Origin of the sequence: Megamonas sp. Calf98-2, assembly GCF_900110235.1 — a bacterium.
GTDB lineage: Bacteria > Bacillota > Negativicutes > Selenomonadales > Selenomonadaceae > Megamonas > Megamonas funiformis.
Genome location: NZ_FOCY01000004.1, coordinates 1 through 13,286, shown reverse-complemented (window position 1 = coordinate 13,286; position 13,286 = coordinate 1). Strand labels below are relative to the sequence as shown.

The 13,286-nt window shown below is 30.9% G+C and carries 16 protein-coding genes and 1 pseudogene; 9 read left to right on the top strand and 8 right to left on the bottom strand.

The window, feature by feature from the left end; genetic code table 11:
- Nucleotides 1-50: 50 nt before the first annotated feature.
- Nucleotides 51-239, bottom strand: coding sequence for a 50S ribosomal protein L28 (rpmB, locus tag BMX03_RS01945; RefSeq protein WP_008538486.1), 189 nt, complete (start codon nucleotides 237-239; stop codon nucleotides 51-53).
- Nucleotides 240-614: 375 nt separating this feature from the next.
- Between rpmB and nadE the strand changes: the two genes are divergently transcribed.
- The 9 genes and pseudogenes from nadE to BMX03_RS01900 all read left to right on the top strand — a co-directional run bounded on the left by nadE (nucleotide 615) and on the right by BMX03_RS01900 (nucleotide 8,833).
- Complete coding sequence (gene nadE / locus BMX03_RS01940; protein ID WP_075554694.1) at nucleotides 615-2,513, top strand: NAD(+) synthase; 1,899 nt, start codon at nucleotides 615-617, stop codon at nucleotides 2,511-2,513.
- The gene (gene rsmD / locus BMX03_RS01935; protein ID WP_015562663.1) at nucleotides 2,510-3,082 is read left to right on the top strand and encodes a 16S rRNA (guanine(966)-N(2))-methyltransferase RsmD; all 573 of its coding nucleotides are present in this window, start codon (nucleotides 2,510-2,512) and stop codon (nucleotides 3,080-3,082) included. The genes nadE and rsmD overlap by 4 nt, the downstream gene beginning before the upstream one ends.
- 3 nt (nucleotides 3,083-3,085) lie before the next feature.
- Complete coding sequence (gene coaD / locus BMX03_RS01930) at nucleotides 3,086-3,580, top strand: pantetheine-phosphate adenylyltransferase (protein ID WP_091693400.1); 495 nt, start codon at nucleotides 3,086-3,088, stop codon at nucleotides 3,578-3,580.
- A gap of 26 nt (nucleotides 3,581-3,606) precedes the next feature.
- Nucleotides 3,607-4,107: an ATP synthase subunit B family protein gene (locus tag BMX03_RS01925; protein WP_015562665.1), complete on the top strand. Its 501-nt coding sequence runs from the start codon at nucleotides 3,607-3,609 to the stop codon at nucleotides 4,105-4,107.
- 93 nt (nucleotides 4,108-4,200) lie between these two features.
- Nucleotides 4,201-6,761: pseudogene (locus BMX03_RS01920) on the top strand (TIGR03960 family B12-binding radical SAM protein).
- A gap of 165 nt (nucleotides 6,762-6,926) precedes the next feature.
- A complete protein-coding gene (locus BMX03_RS01915) occupies nucleotides 6,927-7,307 on the top strand; it encodes a universal stress protein (protein WP_008538494.1) in 381 nt (126 codons plus the stop codon).
- Between the two features lie 33 nt (nucleotides 7,308-7,340).
- Nucleotides 7,341-7,844 carry a gamma carbonic anhydrase family protein gene (locus BMX03_RS01910; protein WP_008538495.1) on the top strand — a complete coding sequence of 168 codons (504 nt, stop codon included), beginning with the start codon at nucleotides 7,341-7,343 and terminating at the stop codon, nucleotides 7,842-7,844.
- A gap of 18 nt (nucleotides 7,845-7,862) precedes the next feature.
- On the top strand, nucleotides 7,863-8,321 hold the full coding sequence (ndk, locus tag BMX03_RS01905; RefSeq protein WP_008538496.1) for a nucleoside-diphosphate kinase: 459 nt from the start codon (nucleotides 7,863-7,865) through the stop codon (nucleotides 8,319-8,321).
- A gap of 14 nt (nucleotides 8,322-8,335) precedes the next feature.
- Complete coding sequence (locus BMX03_RS01900; RefSeq protein ID WP_008538497.1) at nucleotides 8,336-8,833, top strand: cob(I)yrinic acid a,c-diamide adenosyltransferase; 498 nt, start codon at nucleotides 8,336-8,338, stop codon at nucleotides 8,831-8,833.
- A gap of 42 nt (nucleotides 8,834-8,875) precedes the next feature.
- Here the strand turns inward: BMX03_RS01900 and BMX03_RS01895 are convergent, their stop codons facing one another.
- The 7 genes from BMX03_RS01895 to BMX03_RS11305 all read right to left on the bottom strand — a co-directional run.
- Complete coding sequence (locus tag BMX03_RS01895; protein WP_091693397.1) at nucleotides 8,876-9,376, bottom strand: Gx transporter family protein; 501 nt, start codon at nucleotides 9,374-9,376, stop codon at nucleotides 8,876-8,878.
- Nucleotides 9,377-9,385: 9 nt separating this feature from the next.
- Nucleotides 9,386-9,757 carry a NusG domain II-containing protein gene (locus BMX03_RS01890; protein ID WP_091693394.1) on the bottom strand — a complete coding sequence of 124 codons (372 nt, stop codon included), beginning with the start codon at nucleotides 9,755-9,757 and terminating at the stop codon, nucleotides 9,386-9,388.
- A gap of 134 nt (nucleotides 9,758-9,891) precedes the next feature.
- Nucleotides 9,892-10,698, bottom strand: a complete 807-nt coding sequence (locus BMX03_RS01885) for an FAD:protein FMN transferase (RefSeq protein WP_255361388.1) — start codon at nucleotides 10,696-10,698, stop codon at nucleotides 9,892-9,894.
- Nucleotides 10,699-10,830: 132 nt separating this feature from the next.
- The gene (locus BMX03_RS01880) at nucleotides 10,831-11,523 is read right to left on the bottom strand and encodes a flavodoxin (RefSeq protein WP_255361387.1); all 693 of its coding nucleotides are present in this window, start codon (nucleotides 11,521-11,523) and stop codon (nucleotides 10,831-10,833) included.
- A gap of 68 nt (nucleotides 11,524-11,591) precedes the next feature.
- Nucleotides 11,592-11,969 (bottom strand): MerR family transcriptional regulator, encoded by a 378-nt coding sequence (locus BMX03_RS01875; RefSeq protein ID WP_091693391.1) that lies wholly within the window; start codon nucleotides 11,967-11,969, stop codon nucleotides 11,592-11,594.
- Between the two features lie 187 nt (nucleotides 11,970-12,156).
- Complete coding sequence (locus tag BMX03_RS01870) at nucleotides 12,157-13,041, bottom strand: LysR family transcriptional regulator (RefSeq protein ID WP_075554697.1); 885 nt, start codon at nucleotides 13,039-13,041, stop codon at nucleotides 12,157-12,159.
- 62 nt (nucleotides 13,042-13,103) lie between these two features.
- A partial coding sequence (locus tag BMX03_RS11305) for a hypothetical protein (RefSeq protein ID WP_143052054.1) occupies nucleotides 13,104-13,286 on the bottom strand: 183 nt, incomplete at its 5' end.

The following is a 13,286-nucleotide window of genomic DNA, read 5'->3' as shown; positions in this document are numbered from 1 at the left end:
AAGCTGCTTAATACTAAGCAGCTTATTTTTTATAATGTCCGTTAAGACCATTAAGCACGCTGGATTTTACCAGAACGCATGCAGCTAGTGCAAACATTAACACGTTTAACTTCACCGTCAACTACAGCACGTACACGCTGAATGTTTGGTTTCCAAGTGCGTTTAGTTTTTAAATGAGAATGGCTTACATTCATTCCTGCTCTTTCACCTTTAGCGCAGATTTCGCAAACATTTGCCATTTAGCACACCTCCTTAAGGAATGGAAGATAGAAAATAATTACTAAGTCATGAACTGCCTTCTATAATAATAGAAATAATTTACATATTATAATAGTTGACTTCTTGCTTCATCAAATTCGTTACCTACTATCTCCACAAGCTTAAATTCGGGTTGTTCTTGCCCTATTGTCTTGACGACTACATATTTATTATATCTAATAAAAATCATGTCGTACTTTTAAAAAACACAGTGCTAACATTATATCACAGAAAGAATTTAAATTGCAAGCTTTTTATTTATATATATCTCTATTTATCTGCTCATTTACTTGTAAATCAATACAATTCGTGCTATTGTAGTAACATAATTAATTAATAATAAAGGCGGTTGTTTTATGGTAAAAATCTGTTTCAGCCAAATTGATGTTGAACCAAGTCATCCTGACCTAAATGTAGAGCGTATGCTTCAAGCTATTGATGAAGCTAAACAAAATAATACAGATATTATAATTTTCCCTGAAATGTGTATTCCAGGTTATCTCTTAGGTGATACTTGGGAACAAACAGCATTTTTAAAAGATTGTTTAAGCTATGGCGAAGATATTATCGCAGCTTCTCAAGATATTTGTATCATTTTTGGTAATATTGCTGTTGACTGGGATAAGAAAAATACTGATGGTCGCGTTCGTAAATACAATGCTTTATATACAGCTTATAATGGCAAATTAATCAAACCTGAAAAATCTCCATATCCATTTGTCATCAAAACTCTATTTCCAAATTATCGTGAATTTGATGATAGTCGTTATTTCTTCAGCTTACAAAGCTTAGCAACTGAACTAAAACTCAATTTAAATGATATTCTTTCTCCTGTAAAAGTCAATATCAAAGGTCAAGAATTAAATTTAGGTTGTATTTTATGTGAAGATGGTTGGAGTGATGATTATGCTTTTGCTCCGATTGATATTCTTTGTCAAAATTATAAATTAGATATGTTAATCAATATATCTGCTTCTCCTTATACTTTCGGCAAAAATAATAAACGCCATCGCGTATTTGCAAAACAAGCAAAAGATAATAACATTCCTTTAATATATGTAAATAATATTGGTATTCAAAATAATGGTAAGACTATCTATACTTTTGATGGTTCTAGCACAGTTTATGATAAAAATGGAAATATCATTGCAACTTGCCCTGCTTATAAAGCTCAAAATAATTATATAAACTTGCTTGGCAATGATGAATATACTCCACTTCCAATTCCTCAAAATGATGATATTTCTAATATTTACCAAGCACTTCATTATGGTATCAAAAAATTCCTCAAAAATATTCGTATGCAAAAAGTAATCATCGGTATTTCTGGTGGTATTGACTCTGCTGTTGCTTCTGCTCTTTATGCAGATATTTTAGGTGCTGAAAATATTACCTTAATTAATATGCCTAGTAAATTCAATTCTGCTACAACAAAAGGTCTTTCTAGCCAATTGGCTCATAACTTAGGCTGTAATTATGCTATTGTGCCAATTCAGGAAGTTGTTGATTTCACTGTAAATCAATTTGAAAATACTGATATTACTCATTTAGCTACTAATGATATTCATAAAGTACAAGTATCTTCTTTTGTCAAAGAAAATATCCAAGCTCGCGACCGTTCAGCTCGCATTTTAGCTGGTATGGCAGCTAGCATTGGTGGGGGCTTTACTTGTAATGCCAATAAAGCAGAAACTACAGTCGGTTATTCCACATTATACGGTGACCAATCTGGATTTTTAGCTGGTCTTGCTGATTTATGGAAATATCAAGTATATGAATTAGCTCATTATCTAAATGAACATGTATATAAATGTGAAGTAATTCCTCAAGGTATTATTGATATTGTACCTAGTGCCGAACTTTCTAGTGAACAAGATGTTGATGCTGGTAAGGGCGACCCTATTAAATATCCATATCACGATTATTTATTCCGCGCTTTTGTCGAAAGCTGGCAAAAAGTTACTCCAGAAGATATTCTTCTTTGGTATAGTGAAAAAACTTTAGAAGAACATATTGGTTGCAAGGCTGGTCTTGTAGATAAATACTTTGCTACAGCTAAAGACTTTATCTGCGACTTAGAACGTTGGTGGAATTTATTCACAGGTATGGCAGTAGCTAAACGCATTCAAGCACCACCTATCTTGGCTATAAGTAGACGTGCTTATGGTTTTGACCATCGTGAATCTCAAAATGGTCCATACTATACAAAAGCTTATAAACAATTAAAAGCTAAATTATTAGGTGATAATTTATGAGAATAATCACAGGTTCAGCTCGCGGGGCAAAATTAAAAGCCCCTAAAGGGCAAAATACTCGACCTACTGCTGACAGAATAAAAGAATCTTTATTTAATATATTAGGTTCTTTTATCTATGATAAAAATGTCTTAGATTTATTTTCAGGAACTGGTAATTTATCCTTAGAAGCACTCAGTCGAGGAGCCAATCATGCCATCATGGTAGATTGCTCTTTAGATAGTATTTCAACTATTAAATTTAATGCTACGCATACAAAACTTATTGATAAATCTACTATCTTAAAAGCTGATGTCTTTGCTACCATAAAAAAATTACATCTAAAACAAACAAAATTTGATATAATATTTTGTGACCCGCCATATCATCAAGATTTATGCTTAAAAGTTTTGCAAATGCTCCATGAATATCCATTATTAACTGAAGATGGTATAATTATTATGGAACATGCTATTGAAGATAAACTACCTTCAGATTTTCATCAATATACTTTATTGCGTAATCAAAAATATGGTTCTACTACACAAATAAGTATTTATGAATTAAAATCAAATAAAAGTGAGGATTAATATATGACTATTGCTATCTGTCCTGGAAGTTTTGACCCTGTAACTAATGGGCATACTGATATTTTTGAACGAGCTTCTAAAATGTTTGATGAAGTAATTGTTGGTGTTTTCAATAATATAAATAAAAAACCTTTATTTACTGTTGAAGAGCGCGTAGCTTTATTAAAACAAGCTACTGCTCATATTCCTAATGTAAAAGTTGATTGTTTTGCTGGTCTACTTGCTGACTATGCTCATCAAAAAAATGCTCATGTAATCGTTCGCGGTTTACGTGATGCCAACGATTTTCTCTATGAATTTCCACGCGCTATGCTCATCAAAAACATGGCTCCAGATATTGAAAATATCTTTTTAACTGCTGATAATAAATATTATCATGTATCTTCATCTGCAATTCGAGAATTAGCTCAGTTCGGTGGAGATATCACTCATTTAGTTCCTCATTGTGTAGAACTTGCTATACATGAAAAAATTAAACGAGTACCTACATCAAAATAATTATAAATTATAGAGGTAATATCACTATGGATTTATTAGACTCCCTTCACGAATTAGAAAATCTTGTGGCTAGTTCTTCTCGTTTCCTTTTAACTAACAAATGTTTGGTAAACGAAGAAGAACTCATTCGCCTCATAAGTAATATTCGCAAAGAATGGCCTTCTGCTTTAAAAGAAGCTGAAGAAATCAATGCAAATAGAGATAAAATAATCGAAGATGCTCGCATAGAAGCCAAAAATATCATAGAACAAGCAAAAGTATATGCTCAAAAGAAAGCTTCTGAAAATGAAATCACTTTAGCTGCTGAAGCTAAGGCAAACGAAATTTTAGAAAAAACATATAAACATTCTGAAGCTATGCGCAATGATTCTGTTCAATATGCTGAACAAGTATTCGACCATATGAGTGTTTACATCCAAAACATTTTAAATACAGTTCAAGTAGCTAAAAATGGTCTTCAACATGTTGGTCTTCCTGAAAAAGATGAAACTGAAGAAAAACAAAAGTCTACTGAACAAAAAGATTAATTATTATTTGGTATATATTATATTTAAAAGCTACTGTATGAAAAATAAAAATTTCCTATACAGCAGCTTTTTTCATGAAGAAAGGATATTAAATTGATTAAACTAGACCCTTCTATTTTACAAACTGTTACCAAACCTGCTCGCTATACTGGTGGCGAATTAAACGCTGTACACAAAAATCATGAAGATGTTGATTGTCGCTTTGCTTTATCCATGCCTGACGTTTATGAAGTAGGTATGTCCAATCTTGGTTTAAAAATTCTCTATGAAGTATTAAATGAAAGACAAGATACTGTAGCTGAACGTGTTTATGCTCCTTGGCTTGATATGGAAGACAAAATGCGTGAACATAATATACCACTTTATGCTTTAGAATCTTTCACACCAATCAAAGAATTTGATTTTGTTGGCTTTTCACTTCAATATGAAATGATTTACACTAATGTTTTAAATATGTTAGACTTAGCCAACATTCCTCTTTGGCAAAAAGACCGCACAGAAAATGACCCATTTATCGTTGGTGGTGGCCCTTGCGTATATAATGTTGAACCTGTAGCTGATTTCTTTGATTTCTTTGTTATCGGTGAAGGCGAAGAAGTTTTAAATGAAATCGTAGATACTTTCATCACTTGGAAAAAACAAGGTAAAGTAGGTGGCAGACAAGGATTTTTAAAAGAACTTGCTAAATTAGATGGCATCTATGTTCCTTCATTATATGAAGTTCATTACAATGAAGATAATACTTTTAAAGAAATTTTACCGCTTTGCCCAGAAGCTAAACCTGTAATTAATAAACGTGTAATCAAAAATTTCCGCGACTCTTTCGCTATCAAAAAACCTGTATTACCTTATATTGATATCGTTCATGACCGTGTAATGCTCGAATTATTCCGCGGTTGTACTCGTGGTTGTCGTTTCTGTCAAGCTGGTATATCTTATCGTCCTGTACGCGAACGCACTGCTGACCGCTTACGCACTATCGCTAAAGAAATGCTCGATAACACTGGTTATAATGAAATGAGTCTTACATCTTTAAGCTCTGCTGATTATACTTGCCTTGGTGAAATCGTAGATGACCTCATGGAAGATTATAAAAACGAACGTGTATCTTTCTCTTTACCATCTCTACGCATTGATAGTTTCTCCATTGATCTTGCTCATAAAATGCAACAAGTCCGTAAAAGTGGTTTGACTTTTGCTCCTGAAGCTGGTACACAAAGATTACGCGATGTAATCAATAAAGGTGTAACTGAAGAAAATCTCATGGAAGCAACAGGTGCTGCTTTCCGTCATGGTTGGAAAACTGTAAAACTTTACTTCATGATGGGTCTACCAACTGAAACTGATGAGGATATCATCGGCATTGCTGAACTCGGTGCAAAAGTTGCTAAATTATATCGTTATATCACTAAACGCCGTGATATCCGCGTTACTGTTAGCGTATCTTGTTTTGTACCAAAACCATTTACACCATTCCAATGGTTCCCACAAAATACTTTAGAAGAATTCCAACGTAAACAACAATTATTAAAATCTCATATCACTGACCGCTCTATCCAGTTTAACTATCATACTGCTACAACTAGTATCCTAGAAGGTACTATTTCTCGTGGCGATAGACGCCTTAGCAAAGTAATCTATCAAGCATGGTTAGATGGAGCAAAATTTGATGGTTGGAGCGAAGAATTTAAATATGATGTTTGGATGAACGCTTTTGATAAATGCAATATTGACCCATATTTTTATAATATGCGTGAATATAAATTTGATGAAAAACTCCCTTGGGAACATACTACTCCAGGTGTTAGCAAAAAATTCTTATTGCGTGAATACGAAAAAGCTACAAAAGGCGAGTTAACAAGAGATTGCCGTCATGGTAATTGCAACGCTTGCGGAATTTGCCCTACACTTGATACTGATATGGATACTATTAAATAATTATCTATTATGTTTATGGAGGTTTTTATTAAATGATAAAATATCGCTTAGAAATCACAAAAGGCGAACCTATAAGATATATTTCCCATCTTGATTTTGCATCTTTAATGCAACGTGCAATTTGTCGCGCTCATCTTCCAGCAGCTTACTCCGAAGGTTTCAATCCTCATATGAAAATTTCTTTTGCTTCTGCTTTATCTGTAGGTGTAACAAGCGATGCTGAATATATGGATTTAGAATTAAAAAAAGATATTTGTCAACCTGAATTATTTGATAAATTATCTAAAGCACTACCACCAGGAGTGAGACTTTTAAAAGCTAGACAAATTGATATGCGTGCTAAAGCTTTGATGTCCATTGTTGATGAAGCTTCCTATTCTATTGTTTTACCTTGTCAAGATGACTTAAACACTGTAACAGAAGCTATCAATAAATTTAATCAAACTAAAGAAATTGTCGTTGTTCGTGAAACACCAAAAAAACGCAAAGAAATAGAAATCAAACAATATCTTCCTAAAGCTATGCAATATAATTTAGAAGATAATACTTTAAATATTTCTTTAAATATAAAAATCACATCTACTGGTACCACTAAACCAAATGAAATTTTAGATGTATTAAAAAATGAATATAAATTAAATATTTCCGTAGAAAATGCCCTAGTTTGTCGCACAGGATTGTATCATCAAGGAAAAGCCTTAATAGATATAGACTAATTATAAAAATCTCTTAGTATATTTTGTTAATATATTAAGAGATTTTCTTTTTTCAATTTAATTTATTTCTAAACAAAAAAAGGATTTTTAAAAATTATCACGAAAATTAATAATATAAGAAATATGAAATAAAACTTTATGTCCTATCATAAGGAGGTTTTTTTTATGAGTAAAATTAATAAAATCCTAGTTCCTGTAGATGGTTCTGATAATGCTTGTAAAGCAGTTGACCAGGCAATTTCCTTAGCAGAAAAAGCTGGTGCATCTCTTGAATTCGTTTACGTTTCTAGTCATATCAATGAACATATTCCTAGTGATATCATCTTTGATCGTATCTGGGAAAAACTTCCAAAAGATATTACTGCAACAAAACATGTAGAAACAGGTTCTCGTCCAAAAGCTATTATTCGTGTAGCTCAAGAAACTAATTCTGATATCATCATCATGGGTAGCCGTGGTCTTGGTATCTTCAAAGGAGCTCTCATTGGTAGCGTAAGCCAAAAAGTTATCGAAGATTCTCCTGTTCCTGTAATGGTCGTAAAATAATTATAAATTATTTTTAGTTAGGGGATTTTTTTAATGATTCAAGCTTATAAATCACATACACCTAAAATAGCTAAGACTGCATATGTTCATCCTAGTGCAGTAATCATCGGTGATGTTACTATTGGCGAATACACTAATATTTGGCCAGGTGCTGTACTTCGTGGTGATTTGCAACCTATAGTTGTTGGTGATTATACAAATATTCAAGATAATGTAACTGTTCATGTAATGAGCAATGCACCTACTCATATTGGCAGTTATGTTACTATCGGTCATAATGCTGTTATCCATTGTAGTAAAGTCGGCGATAATACTCTAATCGGTATGGGCGCTATATTACTTGGATATGCTGAAATTGGTCATAATAGTGTAATTGGTGCAGGTTCTCTTGTTACTGAACATAAAAAATTACCAAATAATTCTATGTTATTTGGCTCACCAGTAAAAGTAGTCCGTGCTTTAAGAGAAGATGAAATCGAAGCACTTCATGAATCAGCTTTACATTATAAACTTTTAGCTGATGGATACAAAGAATAAAAATAGGAGTTGTCTTTTATGAGAGAAAGAACGTTGGTATTAATCAAACCTGATGCTGTAGTAAATTATCATATTGGCGATATTATTAGTCGTTATGAAAAAGAAAAATTTGATATTGTAGCTATGCGAATGCTAGAAATGGACGACTGTATAGCCTCTAAACATTATGCTGAACATGTGGGTAAACCTTATTACCAACGTTTAGTGGATTTTATGGCTTCTGATAGAATTGTCGCTTTAGTAGTTGAAGGTGAAAACGCTATTGAAAGAGTTCGTGAACTCCATGGTAAAACAGATCCTAATTTAGCACAACCTGGCACAATCCGCAGTGATTTTGCTCTTTCCAAAACTGTAAATACTGTTCATGCTTCTGATAGCCCTGCTAATGCAGAACGTGAAGTTCATGTATTTTTCAGTGAAACAGAAATCTATATACCTAACCATGATATCGACTTTAGCGTATATAATGGTGATTGATAAAAGGAGAAAATATGTCTATTTGTACAAAAACAGGGGATAAAGGCACTACATCTTTATTTACTGGAGAACGCGTTGCTAAAAATTCTTTACGTGTACAAGCTTATGGTACTGTTGATGAAGTCAGTTCTGCTCTCGGTCTTGCTAGAGCTTTTGCTCAAAAAGAAGAAGTTAAACAACTTTTATTAGAACTTGAGCAAACTAATCTAAAATTAATGGCTGATTTAGCTAGTATCACAGATAAATATTATATAAATAATGAAATCATTTCTAATATAGATCAAAAAATCGTTGAGTTTGAAGCTAAATTACCAGCATTAACTGCTTTTATCATGCCTGGTAATACTCAATCTGGAGCATTTTTAGATTTAGCACGTACTACTACGCGTAGAGCTGAACGTGAAGTTTTAACTTTAGCTGAAAAAGAAGCTATTAATGAAAATGTAAAAATTTATTTAAATCGTTTATCTGACCTTTGCTTCCTCCTCATGCGTGTCGAAGAAGAATTATAAACAAAAAATCCTATTGCCTAAAATTTTAAGCAATAGGATTTTTTATTTTTGTATTAATATAGCTCTACTTTTGAGTAAGTATTGCGTACATAAACCAATAAATAAACCTGTAATCATTGCTGATAATAATAACCATGGTAAATACATCATAATTGCTAAAGTCTTTGTTATAAATATTGCTATAATTATTTGCCCTATATTATGTGCACAAGCTCCTAATATACTAACTATAAAAATATATTTTTCTTCTATTTTATCATGCAGTACACTCATCACAACAAAACAACAAATTCCGCCAGCTAAACTATACATTATAGCCATAAGATTACTACTAAATACACTACCTAAAATAATTCTAGCCATCAGCACCAATAGTGCCTCTTTTGCTCTATATCTATAAATTACATATAAAGTCACTATATTTGCTAAACCTAATTTAATTCTTGGAAGTGGTAGAGGATTTGGTATTTGTAATTCTACAATAAATATACTCAGTGCTATCGCAGTCAATAAAGATAATTGCACTAATTTTTTTGTCTTCATCACTATCACCTAATTTACCGTAGCATCAATTTCTTTATCATCATTTACATATTGAATTACTAAATGATTGGGCAAACACACTATAGGAGTAAATGCTGATTTTAAAATTCCCATATTTACACATGTTTTATCAGGACAATCAGCTTCAATTATACTTATCTGTTTATCTTTTATTTGAATTATATTTTTACAACCTTGGAATTCTACCTCTATTAATTCATCTTTACTCTTATCTAAATCTAAAGTATAAATTATATTTCCCTCTTGAATTATCTCCACTGTATTTGTTTTTTCGGCAAAATTATTTCTTAAACCAATAAAAACGGCAATAAATATAATCACCAAAACAATACATATTACTGATTTATTAATATTGTTCATAAAGTTACCACCACCATATGATAATCTTTATCTTTATCTTGCAAAGTAAAACTATCAACTAAATTCTCAGTTATATATATTTTTTTATCATCTGTAATCAATATCATCTCAAATACATCATTTTCATCTTTACTTTACTTCCAATAATTAATAGCTTCATCTACTCCCATTACAAATAATGCTGTGGATAAAGCATCACCTAATTTTCCTTGTTTTGTTACAATCGTTACGGAATTAATATGTTTATCTGCTGGTTTACCTGTTTTTCCATCTAAAATATGCCAATATCGTTTATTATCTTCGCCGATAAAATATCGCTCATAATTTTCTGAAGTTACAATCGCACAATCCGCTAATCTTAATATACCTATATAATCTTGACTATTAGGTGATTTAAGTCCAATATTCCATAAATCACCATTTGGTTTTGTTCCCAATAATTGAACATTACCACCTAAATTTATTAAAGCAGACGATATATTATTTGCCTTCAAAATTTTTATGATTTCATCACCTATATATCCCTTGGCTACTGCTCCTAAATCAATCTGCATACCATCTGGCAAATATATTTGATTTTCTTTTAAACTAACTTTCCTATAATCCACATAATTTAATAAATCTCTTATTTTTGTTTCATCAGGTATTTGGTATTTTCCTGTAGTAAAGCCCCATTCTCTAAGCACTGGATATATAGTCGGTTCTAAAGCTCCGTTTGTTTTTTCTGCCATCTGTAGTGCAAATAAAACTACATTTTTAGTATCTTCACTTAATTTTATATCTTGTTCTTGATGATGATTTACTTTATAAATTTCACTATTTTCATCAGTAACTGATAATAATTTTACTAATTCATTTATTCTCGTTTTTATTTTCGCATTTAAATCTAATGGATATAGTGAAGGTTTTTCATATATCACCCATGAAATTTGTGTATCCATTGCTAAAATAGTGTCTTTTTCCACTATTGTTTTATTTTCTACAAATATTTTATACGTAGCAAAAATAAGAAAGGACAGATAATAATTTTCTCTTCATTATTATCTGTCCTTTCTTATAAATTTATATTTAAATCAGATATTATAACCTAAATCATTTAACCATTCATTAATTTCATTTTGACTAGACTCTACATCTTCAGCTCTAATTGTTATACCTTCAATTACATTTGCATTTGGCTCTAATTTTTTAATTGTATTTATAGTGTCAGAAAAAGCGCTGCCGCCAGAAGTATTAAACGTAATAATTGTCTTATTACTCAAATCATATTCATCAAAAAAACTATACATTGCCATTGGCATATCATACCACCAATTTGGATAACCCACGAAAATAGTATTATAATCATCTAAATTTGCTATATGATTTGCAAGTTCAGGACGAATATTATTTTCATGCTCTCGTTTTCCTTGATCAACTGTCTCATTATATGTTGATGGATATTTATTTACTGTCTGAACAGAAAACATATCCCCTTTTGTTTTCTCTTGAATAATATGTGCTACTATACCTGTATTGCCAGTATTTTCATCATTCCATTTTTGTATACTAGCACTAGCTGAAGCATCTACATCTTGTGGCAATTCACTATTTTCACCATAAGAAAAATAAACTATTAATGGCTTTTTCGTATTTGCATTGCCTTCTGTTTGTACTTCTTCCATATTTGTTGAAATAACAGGCTGATTATCTTGTGTATCTTTAACTTCTTCATTTGCACAACCTACAGCTACTAAAGACATCAATGCCATTGACGTTAATATCATTGTTTTTTTCATAATTATTTTCCTTTCTTCTATTCCTATAAAAATCAAGAATATTCAAATATTTTTATTTAAAATATTAAAGCATCTGTCTTAGGTACTAAAATATTATCATAATTATTAATTTGATAATTTGCTTTCTCTATCATAGATTGTAAATTCGACATTTTTTCTAATAATATTTGCTTAGATTTTATTAATAAATTTTTGCGTTCTTGATATGTATTATTACCATATTTTGCCAAATTTATATACTCTATAATATCGTTTAAAGACATTCCACTATTTTTTAATGTTTGAATAAATTTTATCCAATTAATAAAATTCTCATCATAATTACGTTTGCCACTATTATCTCTTGGTACATTAGGTAATAATCCTATTTTTTCATAATATCTTAAAGTATCTGCTGATAGACCTATTTCTTGTGATATTTCTCCAATTGTCATTTTTACTTCCTCCTTACCTCTTTTATTTGCACTTATCTTTTTTTAATAAATAATAAATTCATATCTTACTATCACTATATATATCACCTAAAAAATAATGTGAATGTAAATCAAATATTTTTTATATCAACTTACATTCACATTATAGAATAAAAATCAAATCTATGTCTAATACCTATTTTTTATATTATCGCATGCTTAAAAAGCATTGTATATACTCTATAAATTTCGTTGTAGCCAAATTAAATGGCTGATGTCTTTTCCAAACTAAAACACTATTAGCTATCAAAGCTGGATATAGTGGTATGCATTTTATTCTATTTTCATCTAAAAATGGCAATGAGCCTTTAATAATTAAAGCATTTCCTAATCCTTTTTCTACCATAATACTTGCATTTGTACTCATATTACTTGTAAATGAAATATTCAGTTTATCATAATACTTACCAAACCAATGTGCTAATTCATTTTTGGCTTTTGGTCTACGTGCTAATATTATTTGTCTTTTACTCAACTGTTCTGCAGTAACAAATTCTTGCTTAGCTAATTCATCATCAGCTCTCATTACAGCACCCCACACTTCTTTTGTCTGCAATCGAATATATTCATACTTTTCTATATTCACAGGTTCTAATAATAAACCAATATCTATTAATCCTTTATCAATTTTTTCTTTGATCTCATCTGCATTTGCTGTATATAAATCATAAACAATAAGTGGGTGCTTCTTTTTAAAACCAGCTAATATATCTGCTAGTGTTGATACAGAACTTAATTCTCCACATCCCAAAGAAATCACACCATCTAACATTTCATCTTGTTCATTTAATTCTTGTTCTGTTTTGTCCACTAAAGAAATTATTTCTTCTGCCCTACGTCTTAATAACATTCCTTCATTTGTTAAACTTATCTTTCTAGTTCCACGATTAAATAATTTTACTCCAATATCTTCTTCTAATTGAGCTAATTGTCGACTCAATGTTGGCTGGGTAATATGTAATACATTCGCTGCTTTTGTTATATTTTCTTCCCTTACAACAGTTAAAAAATATTTTAATACTCTAAATTCCATAAAATTCACCTCACAATATAATTATATAAAAAAATGCACTAGAAAAAATTCTAATGCATTTTTTATTTAAAAAGCTTTGTTAAAATTCCATTTTCCATATCATTTATATTATATATATTATCCAATATATTGAAAGTTTCTTTTGACATACTCCCCATGCCTAAAGGCAGGGGATTTTTGGATACAAACGATACTTGCCTACTAAAATAGCAGGTCTTACTATATCTCTCCAAAGAAGGTTGATG